This is a genomic window from Serratia marcescens subsp. marcescens ATCC 13880, assembly GCF_017299535.1.
GTDB classification, from domain to species: domain Bacteria; phylum Pseudomonadota; class Gammaproteobacteria; order Enterobacterales; family Enterobacteriaceae; genus Serratia; species Serratia marcescens.
Genome location: NZ_CP071238.1, coordinates 3,424,766 through 3,449,281, shown reverse-complemented (window position 1 = coordinate 3,449,281; position 24,516 = coordinate 3,424,766). Strand labels below are relative to the sequence as shown.

General features: G+C 60.8%; 20 protein-coding genes, 1 tRNA gene and 1 other RNA gene. 11 read left to right on the top strand and 11 right to left on the bottom strand.

Features of this window, described 5'->3' with window-relative positions; genetic code table 11:
• Window positions 1-73 precede the first annotated feature (73 nt).
• The 3 genes from ttrB to ttrA are packed head-to-tail and all read left to right on the top strand — an operon-like array spanning window position 74 to window position 4,897.
• On the top strand, window positions 74-811 hold the full coding sequence (ttrB, locus tag J0F90_RS16465; protein ID WP_033639823.1) for a tetrathionate reductase subunit TtrB: 738 nt from the start codon (window positions 74-76) through the stop codon (window positions 809-811).
• On the top strand, window positions 808-1,833 hold the full coding sequence (gene ttrC, locus J0F90_RS16460) for a tetrathionate reductase subunit TtrC (protein ID WP_033639824.1): 1,026 nt from the start codon (window positions 808-810) through the stop codon (window positions 1,831-1,833). The genes ttrB and ttrC overlap by 4 nt, the downstream gene beginning before the upstream one ends.
• Entirely contained in the window at window positions 1,826-4,897 is a 3,072-nt protein-coding gene (gene ttrA / locus J0F90_RS16455) for a tetrathionate reductase subunit TtrA (protein WP_033639825.1), read from the top strand. The genes ttrC and ttrA overlap by 8 nt, the downstream gene beginning before the upstream one ends.
• Before the next feature lie 39 nt (window positions 4,898-4,936).
• Here the strand turns inward: ttrA and J0F90_RS16450 are convergent, their stop codons facing one another.
• The gene (locus J0F90_RS16450) at window positions 4,937-5,845 is read right to left on the bottom strand and encodes a LysR family transcriptional regulator (RefSeq protein ID WP_033639826.1); all 909 of its coding nucleotides are present in this window, start codon (window positions 5,843-5,845) and stop codon (window positions 4,937-4,939) included.
• A gap of 125 nt (window positions 5,846-5,970) precedes the next feature.
• Here J0F90_RS16450 and mhbT point away from each other — a divergent pair, with 125 nt between their 5' ends.
• Genes mhbT through maiA form a run of 4 tightly spaced genes read left to right on the top strand, consistent with a single transcriptional unit; the run spans window position 5,971 to window position 9,758 of the window.
• Window positions 5,971-7,320: a 3-hydroxybenzoate transporter MhbT gene (gene mhbT / locus J0F90_RS16445; protein ID WP_033639827.1), complete on the top strand. Its 1,350-nt coding sequence runs from the start codon at window positions 5,971-5,973 to the stop codon at window positions 7,318-7,320.
• An 18-nt stretch (window positions 7,321-7,338) separates the two neighbouring features.
• Entirely contained in the window at window positions 7,339-8,376 is a 1,038-nt protein-coding gene (gene gtdA / locus J0F90_RS16440) for a gentisate 1,2-dioxygenase (protein WP_033639828.1), read from the top strand.
• Between the two features lie 15 nt (window positions 8,377-8,391).
• Entirely contained in the window at window positions 8,392-9,093 is a 702-nt protein-coding gene (locus tag J0F90_RS16435) for a fumarylacetoacetate hydrolase family protein (protein WP_025303616.1), read from the top strand.
• 20 nt (window positions 9,094-9,113) lie between these two features.
• On the top strand, window positions 9,114-9,758 hold the full coding sequence (gene maiA / locus J0F90_RS16430; protein ID WP_033641386.1) for a maleylacetoacetate isomerase: 645 nt from the start codon (window positions 9,114-9,116) through the stop codon (window positions 9,756-9,758).
• Window positions 9,759-9,897: 139 nt separating this feature from the next.
• Here the strand turns inward: maiA and J0F90_RS16425 are convergent.
• The 4 genes from J0F90_RS16425 to J0F90_RS16410 form a co-directional block, all read right to left on the bottom strand.
• A non-coding RNA gene (locus J0F90_RS16425) (RtT sRNA) lies at window positions 9,898-10,027 on the bottom strand.
• Between the two features lie 34 nt (window positions 10,028-10,061).
• Window positions 10,062-10,138: transfer RNA gene (locus J0F90_RS16420), tRNA-Pro, on the bottom strand.
• Window positions 10,139-10,216: 78 nt separating this feature from the next.
• On the bottom strand, window positions 10,217-11,998 hold the full coding sequence (gene yejM / locus J0F90_RS16415; RefSeq protein WP_033639829.1) for an LPS biosynthesis-modulating metalloenzyme YejM: 1,782 nt from the start codon (window positions 11,996-11,998) through the stop codon (window positions 10,217-10,219).
• 9 nt (window positions 11,999-12,007) lie between these two features.
• Entirely contained in the window at window positions 12,008-12,235 is a 228-nt protein-coding gene (locus J0F90_RS16410; RefSeq protein ID WP_004935782.1) for a YejL family protein, read from the bottom strand.
• A 211-nt stretch (window positions 12,236-12,446) separates the two neighbouring features.
• Here J0F90_RS16410 and yejK point away from each other — a divergent pair, with 211 nt between their 5' ends.
• Window positions 12,447-13,454: a nucleoid-associated protein YejK gene (gene yejK / locus J0F90_RS16405; RefSeq protein WP_004935779.1), complete on the top strand. Its 1,008-nt coding sequence runs from the start codon at window positions 12,447-12,449 to the stop codon at window positions 13,452-13,454.
• An 84-nt stretch (window positions 13,455-13,538) separates the two neighbouring features.
• On the opposite strand, the gene rplY is transcribed toward yejK, so the two are convergent.
• Together rplY and radD are read right to left on the bottom strand one after the other, a co-directional pair.
• Window positions 13,539-13,823 (bottom strand): 50S ribosomal protein L25, encoded by a 285-nt coding sequence (rplY, locus tag J0F90_RS16400; RefSeq protein ID WP_004935776.1) that lies wholly within the window; start codon window positions 13,821-13,823, stop codon window positions 13,539-13,541.
• 162 nt (window positions 13,824-13,985) lie between these two features.
• Window positions 13,986-15,743 carry a DNA repair helicase RadD gene (gene radD / locus J0F90_RS16395; protein ID WP_033639830.1) on the bottom strand — a complete coding sequence of 586 codons (1,758 nt, stop codon included), beginning with the start codon at window positions 15,741-15,743 and terminating at the stop codon, window positions 13,986-13,988.
• Between the two features lie 318 nt (window positions 15,744-16,061).
• Between radD and rsuA the strand changes: the two genes are divergently transcribed.
• The 3 genes from rsuA to J0F90_RS16380 all read left to right on the top strand — a co-directional run bounded on the left by rsuA (window position 16,062) and on the right by J0F90_RS16380 (window position 18,951).
• Window positions 16,062-16,775: a 16S rRNA pseudouridine(516) synthase RsuA gene (gene rsuA, locus J0F90_RS16390; RefSeq protein ID WP_033639831.1), complete on the top strand. Its 714-nt coding sequence runs from the start codon at window positions 16,062-16,064 to the stop codon at window positions 16,773-16,775.
• A 41-nt stretch (window positions 16,776-16,816) separates the two neighbouring features.
• Window positions 16,817-18,013 (top strand): Bcr/CflA family multidrug efflux MFS transporter, encoded by a 1,197-nt coding sequence (locus J0F90_RS16385; RefSeq protein WP_015378537.1) that lies wholly within the window; start codon window positions 16,817-16,819, stop codon window positions 18,011-18,013.
• A 593-nt stretch (window positions 18,014-18,606) separates the two neighbouring features.
• Window positions 18,607-18,951, top strand: coding sequence for a YejG family protein (locus J0F90_RS16380; RefSeq protein WP_004935763.1), 345 nt, complete (start codon window positions 18,607-18,609; stop codon window positions 18,949-18,951).
• An 8-nt stretch (window positions 18,952-18,959) separates the two neighbouring features.
• On the opposite strand, the gene yejF is transcribed toward J0F90_RS16380, so the two are convergent.
• The 4 genes from yejF to J0F90_RS16360 are packed head-to-tail and all read right to left on the bottom strand — an operon-like array spanning window position 18,960 to window position 24,503.
• A complete protein-coding gene (yejF, locus tag J0F90_RS16375) occupies window positions 18,960-20,570 on the bottom strand; it encodes a microcin C ABC transporter ATP-binding protein YejF (RefSeq protein WP_033639832.1) in 1,611 nt (536 codons plus the stop codon).
• A gap of 1 nt (window position 20,571) precedes the next feature.
• The gene (locus J0F90_RS16370; RefSeq protein WP_033639833.1) at window positions 20,572-21,597 is read right to left on the bottom strand and encodes an ABC transporter permease; all 1,026 of its coding nucleotides are present in this window, start codon (window positions 21,595-21,597) and stop codon (window positions 20,572-20,574) included.
• Window positions 21,594-22,685: a microcin C ABC transporter permease YejB gene (locus J0F90_RS16365; RefSeq protein ID WP_016926973.1), complete on the bottom strand. Its 1,092-nt coding sequence runs from the start codon at window positions 22,683-22,685 to the stop codon at window positions 21,594-21,596. Before J0F90_RS16365 ends, J0F90_RS16370 begins: the two co-directional genes overlap by 4 nt.
• A 9-nt stretch (window positions 22,686-22,694) precedes the next feature.
• Window positions 22,695-24,503, bottom strand: a complete 1,809-nt coding sequence (locus tag J0F90_RS16360) for an extracellular solute-binding protein (protein ID WP_033639834.1) — start codon at window positions 24,501-24,503, stop codon at window positions 22,695-22,697.
• Window positions 24,504-24,516: the final 13 nt, after the last annotated feature.

Below are 24,516 nucleotides of genomic sequence, written 5' to 3'. Positions count from 1 at the left end.
ATCGACATTGTTTATTCATCTAACGGGCATCAATAGCGTGATCGGGGTGATGCCCAGGACGTGGGAGAGGCGCATGGATTTCGGTAAACGGCAGTTTTTACAGAGGCTGGGCGTGTTGACGGCGGGGGCTTCGCTGATCCCCGTGGCGGAGGCCGGGCTGACGTTAGCGCCGACGCGGCGCGAGGGGGATGCGAGCCGCCGTTACGCGATGCTGATCGATCTGCGGCGCTGCGTAGGGTGCCAGGCTTGTACCGTGAGCTGCGCCATTGAAAACCAGACGCCGCACGGTGAGTTCCGCACCACGGTAAACCAGTACCAGGTCAGCCTCGAAGGCGAATCCGTCGCGACCAACGTGCTGCTGCCCAGGCTGTGCAACCACTGCGACACCCCGCCCTGCGTGCCGGTATGCCCGGTACAGGCCACCTTCCAGCGCGAGGACGGGATCGTGGTGGTCGACAACAAACGCTGCGTGGGTTGCGCCTATTGCGTGCAGGCCTGCCCGTACGATGCCCGTTTTATCAATCACGCCACCCAAACGGCGGACAAATGCACCTTCTGCGCGCACCGGCTGGAAGCGGGATTGCTGCCGGCGTGCGTGGAGTCGTGCGTGGGTGGGGCGCGGATCATCGGCGATATGCGCGATCCGCACAGCACGCTGAGCAAGCTGCTGCGGCGCCACGAGGCCGAGATCAACGTCCTCAAGCCGGAGAACCAAACCGCGCCCCACGTGTTTTATCTGGGGCTGGATGACGCCTTTGTCACGCCGCTGCCGGGGCGGGCGCAGGTCGCCTTATGGGGGGAGGGACGATGAGCCGCCAACTGATGATCGCAGAAGTGCTGAGCCAGCCGCAGGCGGTGAGCTGGCTGCCGTGGGCCGTGCAATATTTCTTCTTTATCGGCATCGCCGCCTGCGCCGCGCTGCTGGCCTGCGTGTGGCGCTGGCGCGGTGGGGACAACGCCGCACGCCTGGAGCGTGCGGCGCTGTTTATCGGGCTGACGTGCGCCATCACCGCGCCGCTGGCGTTGACCGCCGACCTGCATCAAACCGCTCGCTTTTGGCATTTCTACGCCTACCCGACGCCCTGGTCGTGGATGCCGTGGGGCGCGCTGTTCTTGCCGCTGTTTACCCTGCTGATCGGCCTGTGGTTTATCGCGATTGAATTTACGCGGCTGACGGGCAGACCGGTTGCGCTGCTGCGTGGGATAGCGCCCGCCTGCGCGCTGGTGGCTATCGGCCTGCTGTTGTACACCGGGCGAGAGGTTTCCATCGTGCGCGCCCGCCCAATCTGGTTCAGCTACGGATTTCCGATCGTGATGTTCCTCAGCGCGCTGCAGGCGCTCTTGGCTTTGCTGCTGCTGACATTACGCGAACGGCCCGATCTGCAAGCGCCGCTGGCGCGCGGGATGCTGCTGACGTTGCTGCTGCTTGGCGGGGCGATCCTGCTGTGGGGATGCGGCGATACGTTATCCGGCGCGGCGGTACGCCACTGGCTGCAGACGCAGGCGATGGCGCGCCGGTATGCCGCGGGATGGATTGCGCTGTGGGGGCTGACGCTGGCCTGCGCCGCCTGGATCGGCTATCGGCGCTTGCCGCGCGGCGGCGCGCCGCTGCTGGTGGCCGGCGCACTGGGGCTGAGCTGGCTGATGCGCTGGACGCTGTTGATCGAGGTACAAACCATCCCGAAATACAACGCGTCTAACTCCCCTTATAGCCTGCCGCTCGGCACCGACGGTTTGCTGGCGATCGTCGGCACCTTCGGGTTGTGGCTGGCGTTAATGATCATGGTGCGTGAAGCACAGGCGTTTTTACTGCGGAGAAAACAACATGGCTAAACTCACCCGGCGTCAGTGGTTGAAAGTGGGCCTGGCCTTCGGCGGGCTGTCCGCTTTTGGCCTGAGCTATCGCGAGGTCGCCAAACGGGCGATCGACGGCTTGATTCACGGCACTTCAGGGCGGGTGACTCTGGATCGTATCAACGGCAACTCCCTGCCGCCCGAAGGACGGGCAATGCCGGAGTGGCAAGGCAATCCGCAGCAGGCCATCTCGATGACCCAGTGTTTCGGCTGCTGGACGCAATGCGGCGTGCGGGTGCGGGTGGACAGGCAGACCGACCGGGTATTGCGCATTGCCGGCAACCCGTATCATCCGCTGTCTCAGGAACGGCACGTCGACTCGGCCTTGCCGCTGCAGGACGCGTTGGCGCAGCTGGGCGGCGAAAGCGGCCTCGACGCCCGTTCCACCGCCTGCGCGCGCGGTGCCACGTTGCTGGAGGGGCTTTACAGCCCGCTGCGCGTGCTGGAGCCGATGAAGCGCGTCGGCAAACGCGGCGAGGGCAAGTGGCAGCGCATCAGCTTTGAGCAGTTGATCGCTGAAGTGGTGGAAGGCGGCGATCTGTTCGGCGAGGGGCATGTGGAGGGCCTGCGGGCGATCCGCGATCTGGAGACGCCGATCGATGCCCGACAGCCGGGGCTGGGGCCGAAAGCCAATCAGCTGCTGGTGACCAACGCCGGTGACGATGGGCGCGACGGCTTCCTGCGACGTTTCGCCCAGAACAGTTTCGGCAGCAAAAACTTCGGCGCGCACGGCGCTTACTGCGGGCTGGCCTACCGTGCCGGTTCCGGCGCGTTGATGAACGATCTGGACAAAAATCCGCACGTAAAACCCGACTGGGAACAGGTCGAATTCGCGCTGTTTATGGGGACCTCGCCGGCACAGTCCGGTAACCCGTTCAAGCGCCAGGCTCGGCAACTGGCCAGCGCCAGATTGCGCAGCGAGTTCCGTTATGCGGTAGTGGCGCCGGCGCTGCCGCTGACCACCACATTGGCGGACGATCATGGCCATTGGATCCCGATATTGCCGGGCACCGACTCGGCGCTGGCGATGGCGATGATCCGTTGGATCCTCGACCACCGGCGTTATCAGGCCGCTTATCTCGCCATCCCGTCGGAGGCCGCCATGCAACGCGCCGGCGAGAAGAGCTGGACCAACGCCACGCATCTGGTGATCGCCGAGAACGAGCATCCGCGCGCGGGGCAGCATTTGACGCTGGCCGATCTGAACGGCGCCGGGTCGGCGTCGCCGCTGGTGGTCAACGGCGCGGGTGAGCTGGTGGCGGCCGAGACGTGCGACAGCGCCGAGCTGTGGGTAAGCCGTACGGTGACGCTGCACGATGGCGCGCAGGTGGGGGTGAAAAGCGGCTTCCAGTGTTTGAAAGAGGCCGCCGACAAGCTGTCGCCGGAGGCGTACAGCCGGCAATGCGGCGTGCCGGTGGCGCGCATCGCGGCGCTGGCCGAGGCTTTTACCGCCCACGGGCGCAAGGCGGCGGTGATCGCCCATGGCGGGATGATGGCGGCAAACGGGTTTTACAATACCTGGTCGGTGATGATGCTTAACGTGCTGATCGGCAACCTGAGCCTGGCGGGAGGCGTGTTCGTCGGCGGCGGAAAATTCAACGGCTTCGCCGAGGGGCCGCGCTATAACCTGGTCGAGTTTCCCGGCCTGGTAAAACCGAAGGGCCTGAATATCGCGCGCAGCAAGGCCGCCTATGAAACCTCCGACGAGTACCGCGAAAAAGTGGCGGCGGGCGTTTCCCCCTGGCCGGCCAGGGCGCCCTGGTATCCGTTCGTCGCCGGGCAACTGACCGAGCTGCTGACATCGGCGTTGGCGGGGTATCCGTACGGGCTGAAAGCCTGGATCTCGAACATGACCAACCCCTTGTACGGTATCGCCGGGTTGCGTAGCGTGGCGGAGGAACGATTGAAAGATCCGGCGCGTTTGCCGCTGTTTATCGCCATCGATGCGTTTATCAACGAAACGACGGCGCTGGCCGACTATATCGTCCCGGACACCCATAATTTTGAGAGCTGGGGGTTCAGCGCCCCCTGGGGCGGCGTCGCCAGCAAGGCCACTACCGCGCGCTGGCCGATAGTGACGCCGGCGACCGCGAAAACGGCGCAAGGGCAGCCGATTTCCATGGAGGCGTTTTGCATCGCCGTCGCTAAACGCCTGGCGCTGCCGGGGTTCGGCGATCGCGCTATCGGCGACGGTCAGGGCGGGCTGCTGCCGCTCAACCGCGCCGAGGATTATTATCTGCGCGCCGCCGCCAACGTGGCGTTTGCCGGCAAGGCGCCGGTGCCGGCCGCGAGGGCGGACGAACTGACGCTGAGCGGCGTCGATCGCTTGTTGCCGCAGCTTGCGCAGACGCTGCGCGCCGATGAAATCGACCGCGTGGCGTTTATTTACAGCCGCGGCGGCCGATTCGCGGATCATGACAGCGGCCGCCGCGACGGCAGCGTGGGCAACCGCTGGGAGAAACCGCTGCAGATCTGGAATGCGGAAGTGGCGAAGCACCGGCATGCGATCACCGGCGAGCGTTTCAGCGGCTGCCCCACCTGCTATCCGGCGCGTTTGTCGGACGGCCGCGCGGTGGAAGCGCTCTACCCTGAGCGGCAGTGGCCACTGCGCCTGATGTCCTTCAAATCCAACGTGATGAGCAGCTCTACCGCGGTGATCCGGCGCCTGCACGACGTGAAGCCGGTGAACCTGGTGGCGCTGAATCCGGCGGACGGGGCGCGTTTCGGCATTCAACACGGCGACCGGGTGCGCATCAGCACGCCGGGCGGCAGTCGAGAGGCGCAGATCAGTTTACTGGCGGGCGTGATGCCCGGCGTGATCGCGGTGGAACACGGCTACGGCCACCGGGAGATGGGGGCCAGCCAGCACTACCTGGACGGTGAACCGCTGGCGATGGATGAGCGCATCGCCGCCGGCATCAACCTCAACGATCTGGGGTTTGCCGATCCGACGCGCGAAGTGCCGAATACCTGGCTGGATTGGGTGACCGGTGCGGCGGTGCGTCAGGGGATCCCTGCGACCATCGTCAAGCTTTCCGCGTAGGCGCAGCCGTAAATCTGCTGTGGCTGCAGGTGAGGGGTGTTAAGCCTGCGTCAGCAGCTGCAAAAAGCGGCTCAGCGCGGCAAAAGGCGGTTCACTGTTGCGCCAGAAGACGCCCACGCTGCCTTTCTGCTCTATCTTCGGCAGATTCAGGATCGCCAACTGCCCCTGGCTGGCATAACGCTGCGCCAGCCGTAGGGAAAGAATGGAGATCATATCGCTGCTTTGCAGCAGGTTGGTACTGACGTTCATGGATGCCGATTCAACCGTGTTTTCGGGCAGCATCACGCCGTTATCCGCCAGCGCATTATCAATGCTGAGGCGGATGGGCGTGCCGGTCGGCCAGACAATCCAGCGCCAGTGGGTGAGATCGTGCCAGGTGAGGGAGGCGGATTTTGCCAGCGGATGGTGAGGGCGGGCAACAAAGCATACCGGTTCGGTGTAGAGCACTTGATAGTTAAGCGGCAGTTGCAGCGCCCGCCCGCCAACGCGGCCCACGACGACGTCCACCGCGCCCGCGAGCAGATCGTGCAGCAGCGGGGTCATCACCTTTTCCTCAATATTGAGATGCAGCGTTGGCATTTCTTGCAGCAGGCTCAATATGGCCTGCGAAACGCAGTCGGTGGCGACCGGCGAACAGCCGATTTTCAGGCTTCCCACCAGCCCGCCTTGCTTAAAGCGGGCGATTTCAGACTGCGAACGCTCCAGATCATTGATCAAACGCTGCGCATGCTGAAGCAGCAATTTCCCCCCCTCGGAGGGGCGCAGCCCTTTGCTATGCCGCTCAAACAGCGTGATCCCAATCTCATCTTCGAGCTGTGACAACCATTTTGACAGAGCGGGTTGGGAGATGTTCATCATCCGGGCAACGTGGGTCAGATTTCCCTGCTCGCCCAACGCCACCAACATTTGCAGATGGTGAAGTTTCATTTTCTGCGCCCAGTTCGCCATTTGCTATAACCCTCCGGTTATGTCTCCGCCTGAAAAGCCATTGTACATTTTATCGCTAAGGATACAAATTCGTAACATACCTAAAACAAGACAGACATCTTCCTACCCGCACCGAGGCGCTCACTATGACTCAATGGCGTGATTTACAAGCTCTGATCGATGCTGCTCCCATCGGTAAGACACAGTGGCGCGTTATCATCTGCTGCTTTTTGGTGGTGATGCTGGATGGTTTTGACACCGCCGCCATTGGTTTCATCGCACCCGACATCCGCGCCCAGTGGCAACTGACCGCCGGTGAACTGGCGCCGCTGTTTGGCGCGGGGCTGCTGGGATTGACAGCGGGTGCACTGCTTTGCGGCCCGCTTGCTGATCGCTTTGGCCGCAAGCGTGTCATCGAGCTTTGCGTGGCGCTGTTTGGCGCGCTGAGCCTGATTTCGGCCTTCTCACCCGATCTGTCAACGCTGGTCGTTTTGCGTTTTCTCACCGGCCTGGGATTGGGGGGCGCGATGCCGAACACCATCACGATGACCTCTGAATATCTGCCCGCTCGCCGCCGTGGCGCGCTGGTCACGCTGATGTTCTGCGGTTTCACGCTCGGTTCAGCCCTGGGCGGGATCGTCAGCGCCCAACTGGTGCCGGTGATGGGGTGGCACGGCATTTTGGTGCTCGGTGGCGTTTTGCCGCTGATGCTCTTTGTGGTGCTGCTGTTTGCCCTGCCGGAATCCCCGCGCTGGCAGGTTCGCCGCCAACTGCCGCACAAGGTGATTGCCAAAACGGTCAGCGCCATCACCCGAGAGTGCGATGAAGAAACCCATTTTTATCTGAGCGAAGCCGCCACGGCGGCCAAAGGCAGCATCAGCCCGCTGTTTGCCGGCCGCCAGTTGCGTATCACCCTCATGCTCTGGGCGGTTTTTTTTATGAGCATGCTGATCATCTACCTGCTCTCCAGTTGGTTGCCGACGCTGCTTAACCACCGCGGTATTGATCTGCAGCATGCCTCCTGGGTGACCGCCGCTTTCCAGATGGGGGGCACGGTGGGGGCGCTGGGGCTGGGCGCGTTGATGGACAAATACAATCCCTTCCGGGTCTTGGCGGTGAGCTACGCCTTAGGCGCCGTCTGTATCGCCATGATTGGCCTGAGCGAGAACGGCCTATGGCCGATGGCGCTGGCGATCTTCGGCACCGGCATCGGCATCAGCGGTTCGCAGGTTGGGCTGAATGCCTTGACCGCCACGCTCTATCCGACGCAAAGCCGGGCGACCGGCGTCAGCTGGTCCAATGCCATTGGCCGCTGCGGCGCGATTGTCGGCTCGCTTGCCGGCGGCGTGATGATGGCGATGAATTTCTCATTCGATACGCTATTTTTCATTATTGCCGTGCCGGCGGCGATCAGTACGGTGATGTTAATGCTGCTGACGGCTGTCGTTCGCCAGTCTGCCCCAGCCCCTGATACGTTGCCTCGCGCAGCGTCGTGAATGAAAAGGAGAATCCCTATGCCTGAACGCAATCAGGATGTTAATCCCAGCCGCCAGCAGTTCTACCGGCATATTTCAGGGCAGAACCTGACCCCATTGTGGGAGTCGCTGCACCATTTGGTGCCGCCGACGCCGAATGCAAACTGCGCCCCGGCTTACTGGAACTATCAGGCGATTCGCCCGCATCTGCTGGCCAGCGGCGAGTTGATTGGCGCCAAAGAGGCGGTTCGCCGCGTGCTGGTGCTGGAAAACCCGATGCTGCGCGGACAGTCCTCCATCACCCCGACGCTGTATGCCGGATTGCAGTTGATCATGCCGGGCGAAGTCGCGCCGAGCCATCGCCATAATCAGTCGGCATTGCGGTTTATCGTCGAAGGGAAAGGGGCATTTACCGCTGTTGACGGTGAACGTACGCAAATGCATGAAGGCGACTTCATTTTGACGCCGCAGTGGCGCTGGCACGATCACGGTAATCCCGGCGAGGAGCCGGTGGTATGGCTGGACGGGCTGGATTTGCCGCTGGTGAACCTGCTGGGTTGCGGTTTCGCGGAAGACTATCCGCAAGAGCAGCAGCCCGTGACGCGCCAGGAGGGGGATTATTTACCGCGCTATGCGGCCAATATGCTGCCGCTGCGCCACCAGAAAGGCAACTCATCGCCCATTTTCAACTACCGCTACGATCGCAGCCGGGAAGCGCTGCATGACCTCACCCGCATGGGGGACGCCGACGAATGGGAAGGGTACAAGATGCGCTACGCCAACCCGGTGACCGGCGGTTACCCCATGCCCTCGATGGGCGCCTTCCTGCAGCTGCTGCCGAAAGGCTTTTCCTCACGGAAAGCGCGAACCACGGACAGCACCATTTATCACGTGGTGGAAGGGCGCGGTCAGGTCAGCATCGGCAACGAAACCCTTCACTTTTCGGCAAAAGATATCTTCGTGGCGCCGACCTGGTTCGACGTGTCGTTCCAGGCGGACGAAGACACCGTGTTATTCAGTTTTTCGGACCGGCCGGTTCAGGAAGCCCTGGGACTGTTCCGTGAAGCACGTTATTAATTTGGGAGAGACAAAATGACGCAATACGTATTTGCACCGCAAGCCCCCGTGACGGTTCCTGTCGTGGGGAGTGATAAACAGTTTCCCGTGCGCCGTGTCTACTGCGTCGGGCGCAACTATGCCGCGCATGCCCGCGAAATGGGCTTTGACCCGGATCGTGAGCCGCCGTTTTTCTTCTGCAAGCCTGCCGATGCGGTGGTGCCGGTGGCGGCCGGCGAAACGCTGGCGTTGCCGTATCCGTCGCAAACCGACAACTATCACTACGAAATCGAACTGGTGGTGGCGATTGGTAAACGGGGGAGCGATATTCCGCTGGAAAAGGCGCATGAATACATTTGGGGATATGCCACAGGCCTGGACATGACCCGCCGCGATCGGCAGATGGACATGCGTCAGATGGGGCGCCCATGGGAAATCGGCAAGTCGTTCGATCTTTCTGCGCCCATCGCGCCATTGCATAAAGCCGGCGACAGCGCAGACGTGAACAACGCGCCTATCTGGCTGCAGGTCAACGGCAGCGATCGCCAGCGCAGCGATATCCGCCATCTGATCTGGTCGGTGAATGAAACCATCAGCTATCTGTCCGGCTTTTTTGAGCTGCAGCCCGGCGATCTGATTTTTACCGGCACGCCGGAAGGGGTGGGCGCGGTGGTGAAAGGCGATGTGATTACCGGCAATGTCGAGGGGCTAACCCCTATCGCCGTGAAGATTGTCTGAGGCCGATTCAGAGGTGAATGATGAAGCTGTACAGTTTTTTTAATAGCTCAGCCTCCTACCGCGTGCGCATTGCGCTGGCGCTGAAAGGCCTCCATTACCAGACGGTGGGGGTCAATATTCGCATCGGGCAGCAGAATGAGCTGGCTTATCGGCGCATGAACCCGGTCGGGCTGGTGCCGACGCTGCTCACGGACGACGGCGAGTCTCTCAGCCAGTCGCTGGCGATTACCGACTGGCTGGATCGCCATTTCCCTCAGTCGCCGCTGTTGCCGGCGGCCGATCCGGCGCGCAGCCGGGTACTGGAAATCGTCTATGTCATTGCCTGTGATATTCACCCGGTCAATAACCTACGGGTGTTACGCTACCTGAGTGAAGAGCTGAAGGTGAGTGAGGAAGAGAAAAAACGCTGGTATGCGCACTGGATCCGCCAAGGGCTGAGCGCCGTAGAACAGCTGTTGCTCCAGAGGCCGCCAGGCCCCTTCTGCGTTGGCGATACCCCGACGTTGGCGGATTGCTGCTTGATCCCTCAGTGGGCGAATGCCCTGCGGATGGGGTGCGATCTGAGCGGGTATCCGCGCTGTAAGGCGGTTTACGACGCCTGTACTCAGCTCCCGGCGTTCATCGCCGCGGCGCCCGAAAACCAACAAGACAAAATTTCAGCCTGAGCCTGGTAAGGAGAAAGGCCATCGCTAACGCGAGGCGCGCAATGATCGTTGGGGGAGACAGTGGCGCAGCGGCTGCGCTCTCATCCTCTCGACGTGCAGACGAAAAAAAACCTGCTGTAACAGCAGGTTTTCTTGAATTTGGTCGGCATGAGAGGATTATGCGCGTCTTCGATGCTTGCCCTGCGGGCCGTTGCTAAAGCAACGTGGTCTCACTTCGTTCGGCTCAAACCTCCTTCGGAGATTCTCATCCTCTCGACGCGCAGACGAAAAAAAACCTGCTGTAACAGCAGGTTTTCTTAAATTTGGTCGGCATGAGAGGATTCGAACCTCCGACCCCCGACACCCCATGACGGTGCGCTACCAGGCTGCGCTACATGCCGACGCTATGAAAAATCATACTACCGATTCCCGATGTTAATGCAAGCGCCTCGCCACTTGATTGCTTTAGTTTTAAGCAGTTAGTTGGCGATAAAGCGTTTTACATCGGTCAACACCTGCAACAGCAGAGCAAGCTGCGGTTTCTCGTCCTTTATCTCTTCGCCGTTCTGATCGTAGACGCGATAGTTACCGCTGTTGTCCAGCATCAGCGTTTGTGTCGGCGTGGTTATCACCAGCTGGTTGCCATCGCCGGTGGCGATCCAGTTGTTGCGGCGCTGGGCGGTGAACAGATCCTCGCCTTGCGAATAGTCTTTCGGCGCGGTTTTCACGTGCAACAGGCGTTGCATCAAGGTGCGCATGACGTCGTTATGGCCGGTCAGCTTGCTGATGGTCTGCGCCGGGGTGCCCGGCCAGTGGATCACCAACGGCACCTGTAGCTGCGCCTGGTTGAAGGCGGTGCCGGCGCCCCATTGGCCTTTGCCGCTGTCGTTGAACTCGACGCCGTGCTCGGCGGTGATTACCACCACGGTTTTATCCAGCAGGCCGCGCTGTTTCAGCGTGTCCAGCACCTGGGCTATCTGGGTATCCACATCTTGCGCGCCGGCGCGATAGCGCCGAATAAAGTCGGCCGGGACCGGTTTTTTGTCGCCTTCGGTCGGCTCGGCGCCGCTGAAGTTGATATAGGAGAACCACGGCTCTTTGCTACCCTGCTCTGCCAGCCAACGCTGCCATTGCTGGGTGGTCTGGGCGTCGCTTTGCGGCGCCGGCGTCGGCAGCGAGAAGTCGGTCAACAGGGCCTGGCGGTACAGGCTGGCATTGAAGCCATCGGAGGAGAACAGCCCCAGCTGGTAGCCCCGATCGCCGAGCGCATTGATCAGTGCCGACGGCTTGCGGCCGGCGAGCACGCTGTCCAGATAGGTCGGGGAAATGCCGTAGAACAGGCCGAACAGCCCGGTATCGGCATGGTTGCCCGAACTGTAATGATCGCTGAAACGCACGTTTTCCTGGGCGAAGCGGGTCAGGGTTGGCATGTCCTGCGCCACGTCTTTGGCGCGAATGCCGTCCACTACGATCATCAGCAGGTTATAGCCGCTGCCTTGATCGCCGTAGCTGAGATCGCTGAGCGGATACTCCACCGACACCGCTTCCGGGTTGCCCTGTTGCACCAGACGGCGCTCATACTCTTGCTGGTCGAGCAGGCCGTGTTTTTCGAGGAACTTGCGCGCGGTCATCGGGTACGAGAGCGGCAGGTTGGCCCGCTGCATGGTGATCGGGCGATAGAAGTTGGCGTCAGCCCAAATGTAAATCAGGTGCGACGCGAAAAAGGCGCTGATAAACAGCGCCGCCAGCGGTTTGCCGAAGCGGCGGCGGTTCAGGCTGCGCAGCTTCTGCCAGCTCCAGGTGCCGAACAGCATCTCCACCAGGAAGATCACCGGCACGCAGATAAACATCAGCTGCCAGTCACGCGACAGTTCGCTTTGATCCGGGTTGACCACCAGATCCCACACCACCGGATTGAGGTGCAGGTGGAAATGGGAGAACACTTCGCTGTCGACCAGCAACAGCGTGAGCCCGATGGTGGCCAGCGCGGCGGAAATAAATCGCAGCAGCCGCTGCGACATCACCACGAAGGTGAGCGGGAAGATCACCAGCAAATAGCCGGCGAACACGATAAAGCTGAAATGCCCCAGCACGCTGACAAAGGCATAGACCCGGCCCAGCAGGGATGCGGGCCAGTCGGTGACAAACAGGTAGCGGCTGCCCAGCCCAAGGGCGAGCAGGATGTTGAATAAGGCGAACCAGTGCCCCCAGCTGATCATCTGGGAGACTTTTTCACGATAACGCTGACGGTTTGTCACCATAAGTCAATATTAATGTGCTTTATCTTCACGGACAGAAGCCTGCAGGGCTTCCGCGAACGATCTTGCCAGGGTTTTCCGCTGCGCGGGGGCAACGCTGGTGTTGATCAAATTAGTGACCATGTTGCCCAGCACCATCAGGGAAAGATCGGTGGGGGTATGGTGTTTTTCCAGAACATTGACCAGCTCTGAGAGCAGTTGTTCAACGTGTTCGTCACTGTAACGGGATGATTGTGGCATAAAATTGCGCTTAGTAATCTGCAAAGTGCCCTATCTTACCGTATAGGGCAGTGATTTTCCGCTCTTTTATCACTTCCTGTCATTTGGGGAAGGGGGCGCCCGTGGCGGGGCTGCTCCTCGCAGCGCCTTTCCGGTTTGCCGCGGCTTTTTAGTATTGCAGGGCGGGGTCTTCAGTGTTTGAATACGCGCCTAAAGAACAGGAGGATTTATCATGAGTCTGGATATCGACCAGATCGCTCTGCACCAATTGGTGAAACGCGACGAGCAAACGCTGGACGTGGTGTTGCGCGATACCTTGCTTCCCACCAACGCGGCGGTGGAAGAAATGATGACGGAACTGCATCGCGTCTACAGCGCCAAGAGCAAGGCCTTGGGCCTGTTCAACGAAGGCAGCGAGCTGGCGGAAGCGCTGCGCACTTGCCGCAAGGACGATAAGGACTTTCTGGCCTTCAGCCGCGCGGCGACCGGCCGCCTGCGCGACGAACTGGCGAAGTATCCGTTTGCCGAAGGCGGCGTGGTGCTGTTCGGCCAATACCGTTATCTGGCGGTGGAGTACTTGCTGATCGCGGTGCTGAACAGCCGTAACAGCATGCGCGTCAACGAAGAACTGGATATCAACACCACGCACTATCTGGACATCAACAACGCCGATATCGTCGCGCGCATCGATCTGACCGAATGGGAAACCAACCCGGAATCGACCCGCTATTTGACCTTCCTGCGCGGGCGCGTAGGCCGCAAGGTCGCCGACTTCTTCATGGATTTCCTGGCGGCGTCCGAAGGGTTGGACACCAAGGCGCAAAACCGCGGGCTGCTGCAGGCGGTGGACGACTACTGCGCCGATGCGCAGTTGGACAAGAACGAGCGCCAGTCGGTGCGCCAACAGGTGTACAGCTACTGCAACGAACAGCTGCAGGCGGGCGAAGAGATTGAACTGCAGGCCCTGTCGCAGGAGCTGTCGCCGGTCGGCGAGAAAGACTTCATGCAGTTCTCCAGCGAGCAAGGGTATGAGTTGGAGGAAAGCTTCCCGGCGGATCGCGGCACGCTGCGCCAGCTGACCAAATTTGCCGGCAGCGGCGGCGGCATCAGCCTGAATTTCGACGCCATGCTGCTGGGCGAGCGCATTTTCTGGGATGCGGCCACCGACACGCTGACCATCAGAGGCACGCCGCCGAACCTGCGCGATCAGCTGCAACGCCGGACCGGCAGCGGCAAGTAAGCGCGCCGAATCGCAGACAATAAAAAACGCCGCAATTGCGGCGTTCTTTATTTCGGCGTCCCGAAAGGTTCGAAAACGTAGCGATTAAACGCGAACGAAGTCGATGTGAGCCAGTTTTGGCTTGAACGGGTGACGCTGTACAGCCTGAACCTTAACTTTGGTTTCTTTACCGTCGATAACCAGAGTTACTGCTTCGCTGTAGAATTCTGGTTTAGCTTCCATGTTCTTAACAGAATCATGGTCCAATTCGATGGAAACTGCAGCTTCTTTGCCACCGTAAACGATAGCTGGGAATTTGTTTGCTGCACGCAGGCGGCGGCTCGCACCTTTACCCTGGTCTTTACGTACTTCTGCATTGATAGTGAACATTGTTTTTTCTCTTAAAAGAAAATTTACCCTGCTACAGGCGACCCAAGTAGCAAGTTCGGAAATCCGCTTTAACGCCGAGCAGGCCCAGGTAAAGCGCGCGGCATTTTAACGGAAAGCCGCCCGCAGGGCAACGAAAACCTGTCCAGATTGAGGACCGTTCGCTCAGGTCAATTGATTGGCGCGGCGGAAACGGCCTTGATAATCGAACACTTTCTCGCGCACTTGCCAAAACTGGCCGCGTTTGCGCGCCACCACGAAATCCGGATGGCGCAGCGCCTGCTGTTGCGCCAGCACGTCGGCGGCGGTGTGCCAGGCGAACGGCACGCCCGGTGCGCGCTGGTGCGGGCGCAGGAACAGCATCTCGAACGCTTTGCGCTGCGCCGGCGTCTGCAGGCGGAAACGCTCGCTGGTGCTGGTGCCGTCCTCGTCGTAATAGGTGGCCTTCAGCCATTCGCCCTTGTCATCGCGGCCGCTTTGCAGCTCCATGCCGCCGCAGCGCAGCACCAGCGCGTCTTTCAGCTTCAGCGCCGCCTTCAGCATGTCGTCGGGATCGACCAGCACCTCCTGACACTGATGGCAGCGGCGTGCGGCGATGTCGTTCTCCGCGCCGCAGTGCGGGCAGCTCTTGAACCGGAAGCGGTAATCGCACTGTTCGCGGTGGCAGTCGTCGTCTTCCAGCCACCCCTGGCAGCGGCGGCCGTAGTGCTCGATAATGTCGCCGTTCTCGGTGCACTTGCCCCAGAACAGATTGGCGAAGCCGCAGGCCGGGCAGAACACCTGCACCGGCTGGCTGTCGCCGTGCGGCTTGCTGACGCCGACCTCCGGCGTGAACAGATCGTGCGGGTTGCCGGCGTAATCGAGGATCAGACAATCTTCCTTGCCAGGCGCCAGCCGCAGCCCGCGGCCGACGATCTGCTGATACAGGCTGACGGACTCGGTCGGGCGCAGGATCGCGATCAGATCGACGTGCGGCGCGTCGAAACCGGTGGTCAATACCGCGACGTTGACCAGATAGCGCAGCCGCTGCTGTTTGAACGCCTCGATCAGCGCATCGCGCTCGGCGGGTGGCGTTTCGGCGCTGACCAGCGCGGCTTCGCCGTTCGGCAGCAGGCCGTGGATCTCGCGGGCGTGTTCGACGGTGGCGGCGAAGATCATCACGCCTTTGCGATCCTCAGCGTATTCCACAATCTGGCTGATGATGTGCGGCGTGACGCGGTTTTGCCGCTTCAGCTCGCGGTTCAGATCCGCTTCGCTGAACAGGCCGTTGCTTCTGGCCTCCAGCCGGCTGAAATCGTACTGCACAATCGGCATGTCCAGCCGCTCAGGCGGCACCAGGAAGCCGTTCTTAATCATATAGCGCAGCGGCAGCTCATAGATGCAGTCGCGAAACAGGCTGGCGCCGTCGCCACGGGTGAAACCGTGGTAGTGATACTGGTAAATCCAGCCCTTGCCCAGACGATAGGGCGTGGCGGTCAACCCCAGCAGCCGCAGCTGCGGGTTGGTTTTCTGCAAATGCTGGATGATTTGTTGGTACTGGCTGTCGTCGTCATCGCTGATGCGGTGGCATTCATCGACGATCAGCAGCGAAAAGGCGCCGTCGAACAGCGGCAGGTTGCGCGCCACCGACTGCACGCTGCCGAACACCACCTTGCCGGCGCTTTCTTTTTGTTGCAGGCCGGCGGCGAAGATGTCCGCCTCCAGGCCGTAGGCGCAGTATTTGGCGTGGTTTTGCGCCACCAGTTCCTTGACGTGCGCCAACACCAGCACCCGCCCACGGGCGCGCTTCGCCAGTTCGGCGATCACCAGGCTTTTGCCGGCGCCGGTCGGCAGCACGATCAGCGCCGGTTCGGGACGCCGCCGGAAATGGTTGATGGTGGCTTCGACCGCTTCCAGTTGGTAGGGGCGTAGGGTAAAGGCCATAAATGAACGCCGTAGAGTGGAATGGGCCGCCGGGTACAGATCTTGTCGCCTCCGTTCCCACAGAAACAGCGACATTTTACGCCCCGGGCGGCCGAAAAATTTCTACTATTATGCCTTCTGCGCGCGCGCGGTGCGAGAAGCGTGAAAATTACCTCTGTCGGGCAACGCGTAGTGTCGCTATACTTGTGTGACAGCAATCGCTGTTCCCCCACGCGATTTCCCCCCTGAACCTGCTATTTGCACCCGGTGCAACGGTGGGCGTCATATTTTGGCAATACGATCAATGCGATCATAACAACGACAGGCAAAGCAGATCCCATGCGATTGGACAAGTTTTTATCTCAGCAGTTAGGCATCAGCCGTGCGCTGGTCGCGCGCGAACTTCGGGCTAAACGCGTCACCGTGGACGGTGAGGTGGTGAAGAGCGGGGCGATTAAACTGACCCCGGAGCAAGAAGTGGCGTTCGACGGCAATCCGCTGCAGCAGCAGAACGGCCCGCGCTATTTCATGCTCAACAAACCGCAGGGCTACGTCTGCTCTACCGACGATCCCGATCATCCGACGGTGCTGTATTTCCTCGATGAGCCGGTCGCGTACAAGCTGCACGCCGCCGGGCGGCTGGATATCGACACCACCGGGCTGGTGCTGATGACCGACGACGGTCAATGGTCGCACCGCGTCACGTCGCCGCGCCACCACTGCGAGAAAACCTATTTGGTCACGCTGGAGCACCCGTTGGCGGAAGACACCGCGCAGCGTTTCGCTGAAGGGGTGCAACTGCACAACGAGAAAGATCTGACGCGGCCGGCGACGCTGGAGCAGGTCGACGAGCACGTGGTGCGCCTGACCATCAGCGAAGGGCGCTACCACCAGGTGAAGCGGATGTTCGCCGCCGTCGGCAACCGGGTGATCGCGTTGCACCGCGAGCGCATCGGCGCCATCGTGCTGGATGACGATCTGGCGCCGGGCGAATACCGCCCATTGACGGAAGAAGAGATCGCCAGCGTGGGCGCGCCGCACCTGCAGGACTGATAACCGATCATTGATTGCGGCCGATTAAGGAGTCGTGGAACGTGCAACAGAACCGAACCTCTCATCTCGGTTTGATTTTCATTCTGGGCCTGTTGTCCATGTTGATGCCGTTGGCCATCGACATGTACCTGCCCAGCATGCCGGTGATCGCCGCCCAGTTTGGCGTCGAGTCCGGCAGCGTGCAGATGACGCTCAGCGCCTATATGCTCGGCTTCGCCTTCGGGCAGCTGTTCTATGGGCCGATGTCGGACAGCATCGGCCGCAAGCCGGTGATCCTGTGGGGAACGCTGATCTTCGCCATCGCCGGCTGCGCCTGTGCCATGGCGCAGTCTATCGATCAGTTGATCGGGCTGCGTTTCCTGCATGGTTTGGCGGCGGCGGCCGCCAGCGTGGTGATCAACGCCCTGATGCGCGATATGTTCACCAAGGATGAGTTCTCGCGCATGATGTCGTTCGTCATTCTGGTGATGACCATTGCGCCGCTGCTGGCGCCGATGATCGGCGGCGCGCTGTTGCTGTGGTTCAGCTGGCACGCCATCTTCTGGACCATGGGCGCCGCGGCGCTGATCGGTTCGCTGCTGGTAGCCTTGTTCATCAAGGAGACGTTGCCGAAAGAGCGGCGACAACGGTTCCACCTGCGCACCACGCTGGGCAACTTCGGTTCGCTGTTCCGCCATAAGCGGGTGCTGAGTTATATGTTGGCCAGCGCCTTCTCGTTTGCGGGCATGTTCTCGTTCCTCAGCGCCGGGCCGTTCGTCTACATCGAACTGAACCACGTTTCGCCGCAGCATTTCGGTTACTATTTTGCGCTGAACATCGTCTTCTTGTTCCTGACGACGCTGATCAACAGCCGCAACGTGCGGCGCTTCGGCGCGGTCAAGATGTTCAAGCTGGGGCTGCTGGTACAGCTGGCGATGGGGCTGTGGCTGATGGCGGTGAGCACCGTGGGCCTGGGATTCTGGGCGCTGGTGATCGGCGTTGCGGTCTATCTGGGGTGCATCGCGATGATCTCCTCCAACGCCATGGCGGTGATCCTGGATGATTTTCCGCATATGGCGGGCACCGCTTCTTCCCTGGCCGGCACGTTGCGCTTCAGCATCGGTGCGTTGGTGGGGGCGGTGCTGTCGATGGCGCCGGGCAAAAGCGCTTGGCCAATGGTCACCTCGATGGCGCTGTGCAGCATCGTGGCGGTGCTGTTCTATGTTTACGCCAGCCGGCCGCGCGATCGCGCAGCCTGATGTTCTCCCGATGCGGGGCGTGTCGCTCCGCATCGTCACGGGGGTGCGCCCTGCCATTTCAGGGGGCAACCGGCAATGAAAAATTTGTTGCTAAATATACGCAAGCTAATTAATTGGCCGTTTTCCCATCTGTGTGCTTTTTGTTAAAAAAATCCGCCGGCGTGCCGCCCAATATTCCCCGAGTAGCGCGGCGCGCTGTTGGCTGAGCAGCGCGGGGGTTTGTATTAGGATTGATGTAAATCAAGGTATTAGCAACAGTGCCTGCGCTAACGTGATGGGTAAGATGTTTCTTCATTGTAAAAATATGGCGACGAAAAAGTAGTCGCATTGCAAGAAAAAAGAGTTGAGATCGCTGCGGGAAAGGGTTACATATAACGCAAAAATGCGAGCTGAGTCGCAAAATGCCGTGAAATAACACCGCACGGCGCGCCAAAAAGTGGCACGGCATCGGCAAGCACGGGGTCAGGTTAATGGCTTGCGGCAAAATTTACATTTAAATAACATTTGTGCGCGGCAGAGTCGGGAGTCAACGGCTATAACTTAGTAACCCTGTCAGGTAAAAGTGTTTCACCTTTTCAATCTAGGGATTTCATGTGGAGAGTATCCAACTTTCGGTAGTGCATCGCTTGCCGCAAAGTTATCGTTGGCTATCCGGTTTCACCGGCGTGAAGGTCGAACCGATTCCGTTTAACGGAATAGACGAAGATAACAACCTGATTGGGCTGAAGTTGCTCAGCCATGAAGGGGCCGAGGCCTGGCAGGTCATGCAACAGCTCAATCTGTCGTTGCAGGAGATTCAGGTCGACTGTGCGATCGTCGAATGGGAAGGGGAACCTTGCCTGTTCGTGCAGCGCAGCGACGAGAGCGCCACCATGTGCCGCCTGAAAAACGTCGGCGCCGCGATCGCCGAACCGCTCAGCGCGCAATACCCCTTCTGAATTCGCCGCTAATCCGCCAACTGCAGCAGTTGACGGGTATAGTCGGCCGCGGGCGCCGCGAAAATCGCCCGGCAGTCTCCCTGTTCAACCACTTCCCCCTGTCGCAGTACGATGACCTGGTGACATAGCGAACGCACCACCTGCAGGTCATGGCTGATGAACAGATATGCCAACCGATGGCGTTGCTGCAGCGATTTCAGCAGCGTCAGGATCTGCGCCTGCACCGATTTATCCAGTGAAGAGGTCGGCTCGTCGAGGATCAGCAGCTGCGGCTGCAGGATCAGCGCGCGCGCGATGGCGATACGCTGGCGTTGGCCGCCGGAGAACTCGGTGGGATAGCGGTGGCGAAGCTGCGGATCCAGGCCGACTTCCCGCAACACCGCGATCACGCGTTGTTCCCGCTGCTCGGGGCTAAGTCGCTGGTGCACCTCCAGCCCCTCGGCGATGATCTGCTGCACGCTCAGGCGCGGATTCAGTGCGGAATAAGGATCCTGGAAGACGATTTGCATTCGGCTGCGGTAGGGCAGCATCTGTTTCATCGTGAGCGGGTGCAGCGGTTCGCCGTCGAACCAGATGGCGCCCTGCGAGGCCAGCAGACGCAATAGCGCAAGCCCGGTGGTGCTTTTACCCGAGCCGGATTCTCCCACCAGCCCCACGCTTTCCCCGGCGCGCAGCTCGAAACTCAATGATTTCAATGCATAATGATAATCCACCGTGCGGCGCAGCAGGCCACGCCGAATGGGGAAGCGCACCTGCAGATCTTCCACCTTGAGCAGCGGCCGCTCGTCGCCGGAGCGCGCGTTGGCCGCGGCAGGCAACGGCAGCGGCTCACCGACGTCTTCGGTGGCCAGCAGCTGCTGCGTGTAGGGATGCTGCGGCCGGCTGAACAGCTGCGCGCGGCCGTTTTGCTCTACGCAGCGCCCCTGGCGCATCACCGCCACGTTGTCCGCCAGGCGGCGCACGATATTCAGATTATGGGTGATAAACAGCAACCCCATGCCCATCTCTTGCTTCAGCTCTTGCAGCAGCGTCAGGATCTGCGCCTGGATAGTCACGTCGAGCGCGGTGGTGGGCTCGTCGGCGATCAGCAGTTTCGGGCGGGTCAACACCGCCATGGCGATCATCACCCGCTGGCGTTCACCGCCGGACAGCTGATGCGGGTAATCCTGCAGCCGGCTCTTGGCCTGACGGATGCCGACGCGCTCCAGGCATTCGACGATCTCTGCGCGCGCGGCTTCGCGCCGCAGGCCGCGGTGCAGCATCAGCACCTCCGCCAGTTGCTTCTCGATGGTGTGCAGCGGATTGAGCGACACCATCGGTTCCTGAAAGATCATCGCGATCTGATTGCCGCGCACCTTGCGCAGTGCCGCTTCCGGCGCATGCAACAACGACTCGCCGTTGAACAGAATATCGCCGGCAGGGTAAACCACCGGCGGCGCGGGCAGCAGACGCAGTATCGACAGGGCGGTGACGCTTTTGCCGGAGCCGGATTCCCCTACCAGCGCCAGCGTTTCCGCCGGCGCTATTTGCAGCGAGAGTTCGTTGACCACCGGCGTGACGGTGTCGCCCTGGCGGAAGGCGATGCTGAGATCCTGAATAGCGAGCAAAGGAGTGGCCATATCAATGCGCCTTGCTGGGGTCAAAGGCGTCGCGCACCGCTTCGCCGATAAAGATTAATAACGACAGCAGCACTGCCAATACCAGGAAGGCGGTGATGCCGAGCCACGGCGCCTGCAGATTGTTTTTGCCTTGCAGCAGCAATTCGCCGAGCGACGGCGAGCCTATCGGCAGACCGAAACCGAGGAAATCGAGCGACGTCAGGGTGGTGATCGAGCCGCAGAGGATAAACGGCAGGAAGGTCAGCGTCGCCACCATGGCGTTGGGCAGCATATGGCGGGACATGATTACCCGATCCGGCACGCCCATGGCGCGCGCGGCGCGGATATAGTCAAAATTGCGGGTGCGCAGGAATTCGGCGCGCACCACGCCCACCAGGCTCATCCAGCCGAACAGGATGGTGATGCCGAGCAGCCACCAGAAATTGGGCTGGACGATGCTCGACAGCAGAATGATCAGAAACAGCGTCGGCATGCCCGACCACACTTCGATAAAGCGCTGCCCCCACAGATCGAAACGCCCGCCGTAATACCCCTGCGTCGCGCCGACGCACACGCCGATCAGGCTGGAAAACAGCGTTAGCGCCAGGCCGAAAAGCATCGAAATGCGAAAACCGTACAGCACCCGGGCCAGCACGTCGCCGCCGTTGCTGTCGGTGCCCAGCAGGTTGTGCCGCGAAGGCGGCGAAGGGAAGGGCACCTCGGTGGCGAAGTTGATGGTGTCGTAACTGAAGCGGATCGGCGCCCAGACCGCCCAGCCGTGCCGTTCGATCTGCCGCTGCACGAACGGATCCTGATAGTCGGCTTCGGTATTCAGTTCGCCGCCGAAGGCGGTTTCGCTGTAGCTAATCATAAACGGCAGGTACAACCGGCCTTCATAACGCACCAACAGCGGTTTGTCGTTGGCGATCAGATCGGCTGCCAGGCTCAGGGTGAACAGCACCAAAAAGGTCCACAGCGACCAGTAGCCGCGGCGGTTGCGGCGAAAACGCGCCCAGCGCGCCTGGTTGATCGGGCTAAGGCGGCTCATTGGCGGGCCTCGAAGTCAATGCGCGGATCGACCAGGGTGTAGGTGATATCGCTGAGGATATTCAACAGCAGGCCGATCAGGGTGAAGATATACAGCGTGCCGAACATCACCGGGTAGTCGCGCTGCAGCGTGGCGTCGTAGCCCAGCAGCCCCAGGCCGTTGAGCGAGAACATCACCTCAATCAGCAGCGAGCCGGTGAAGAACATGCTGATAAAGGTGGCCGGAAAACCGGCGATCACCAGCAGCATGGCGTTGCGGAACACGTGGCGGTACAAGATTTTTTTCTCGTCCAGCCCTTTGGCGCGGGCGGTGGTGACGTACTGTTTGCGGATCTCGTCGAGGAACGCGTTTTTGGTCAGCATGGTCAGGGTGGCGAAGCCGCCGATCACCGTCGCCAGCACCGGTAGGGTGATATGCCACAGATAGTCGGCGATCTTCGCCGGCCATGAGAGGGTGTCGAAGTTGCTCGATACCAGGCCGCGCAGCGGGAACCAGTCCAGGTAGCTGCCGCCGGCGAACAGCACGATCATCAGAATGGCGAACAGAAAAGCCGGAATGGCGTAGCCGATGATAATCAGCGTGCTGCTCCAGGTATCGAACGCGCTGCCGTTGTGGACGGCCTTGCGGATGCCGAGCGGGATCGACACCAGATAGATGATCAGCGTGCTCCAGAGGCCCAACGTGATGGAGACCGGCAGGCTCTGGCCGATCAGCTGCATCACCGAAGCGCCGCGAAACAGGCTGTCGCCGAAGTCGAAGCGCATATAGTTCCACAGCATGGTGAAGTAGCGCTCGTGCAGCGGTTTGTCGAAGCCGTAACGTTGGGTGATCTCGGCGATCACCTCCGGATCCAGGCCGCGCGAACCGCGATATTGGCCGTCGCCAGCCGCGATGCCCGTCCGGGCGTGGCCCAGGCCTTCGCCGACACCGCCGCTGCCAAACCCGCTGCCGTGCCCGAGCTCGATGGCGGCGATGGCCTGATCGACCGGACCGCCGGGGGCGATTTGCACGATAAAAAAGTTGATGGTGATGATCGCCCACAGCGTGGGGATCACCAATAACAGTCTGCGTATCAGATAGGCCGCCATTCCGACTCCTTATTGCCGCTGAGCCGGTAAGCGCGCCGCCTTGTTGACGTCGTACCACCAGTTGTCGAAGCCGATCGCATAGGCCGGGCGAATCGACGGCGTGGAGAATTTGTCCCAATAGGCGTAGCGGTCGTGGTTGGAGTACCACATCGGCAGCATGTAGTTGTTCCAGGTCAGCACCCGGTCCAGCGCGCGGCCGAGCGGCAAGAGGGCTTTTTCGTCGCCCTGATGGGCGGCGATTTGCCTGACCAGGCTGTCGACCGCCGGATCTTTGACGCCGGGGGTGTTATAGCTGGAATCGATGTACTGCGAATCCCACAGAATTTGCAGATCGGCGCTGGGGAACGGCATCGCCATATACACCGTCGACATCATGTCGAAATCGCGCTCGCGCATGCGGCGGGTGTACTGCGAGGCGTCAATCTCGCGGATTTGCATATCGATGCCCAACCGTTGCAGGTTGTGGCGGAACGGCAGCACGTACTGGAAGTTGCTGCCGCTCAGCAACATCAGTTCAAAGGTGAACGGCTGGCCGGTTTTGGCGTTGACCAGCTTTTGATTTTTGACCACCCAACCGGCTTCTTTCAGCAGTTGGGTCGCCTTCAGCAGGTTTTGTCGATCGTTGCCGCTACCGTCGGAGGAGGGCGGTTGGTAGATGCTGGTAAATACCTCCGGCGGTATCTGGCCCTTGAGCGGTGCCAGCAAGGCCAGTTCAGCGGCGTCCGGGTAGCCGCGGGCGGCGTAGGCGGTGTTTTGGAAATAGCTGTCGGTGCGCTGATAGGCGTTGTAATACAGCGCCTTGTTCATCCAGTTAAAATCGAAAGCCAGGCCGATCGCTTCCCGTACCCGACGATCGGCGAACAGCGGTTTTTGCAGATTGAACGCCAGCCAGCGGGTATTCTGCGCCGCCTGGTTGGTCTCGTCTTGCTTGATGATGTAGTTGCGCGCGAAGTTGCCGCCCTGATATTGGGTGGCCCAGCTTTTGGGCGACGGCTCGATGCGGAAATCGTAAGCGCCGGCCTTGAAGGCTTCCAGCGCCACTTTATCGTCCAGATAATAATCGTAACGAATGCTGTCGAAGTTGTAGCGGCCGCGGTTCACCGGCAGATTGGCGGCCCAGTAGTCGCGCACCCGCTGATAGGTGATGTACTGGCCGAGGCGGTAATCGCCGATTTTATACGGGCCGCTGGCAAGCGGCGGGGTGCTGAGCGGTTCGTTGAGCTTATGGTTTTTCCAGAAGCTTTCCGGCAATACGCGCAGGCTGAGCAGGCTGAGGATTTGCTCACGGTTCGCCTTAGGCAGCTCGATGCGCACCGTCAGCCGGGAAATGGCCTTGACCGTGACGCCTTTGTAAAAGGAGCGAAACTGCGGTACGCCTTCGGCCATGAATTTATTGAAGGTAAAGGCCACGTCGGCGGCGGTGATCGGGCTGCCGTCCTGGAAGCGGGCGCGGGCGTTGATATCCAATTCCATCCAGCGCATGTCGGCCGGGAAACGGGCCGATTCGGCAATCAGCGGGTAATAGCTGCCGGGTTCGTCGTCGGAGTTGGTGAACAGCGTATCGTACAGCTCCATCGTGCGCTCGCCGGGCACGCCGCGGGTAGCGAAGCGGTTGAAGTTGTCGTAGGTGCCGATGGCCGCCAGCCGCACGTCGCCGCCCTTGGGCGCCGCCGGGTTGACGTAGTCGAAATGGCTGAAGTCGGTGGCGTATTTCGGTTCACCGAGAAGGGCGAAAGCGTAGCTTTCGTTGAGGGCTTCGGCCCGCAGACCGAAGCTCAGTGCCGAGAGCACCAGAGCAGCGAAAATGCGCACGGACATCAGACGGTAAGCT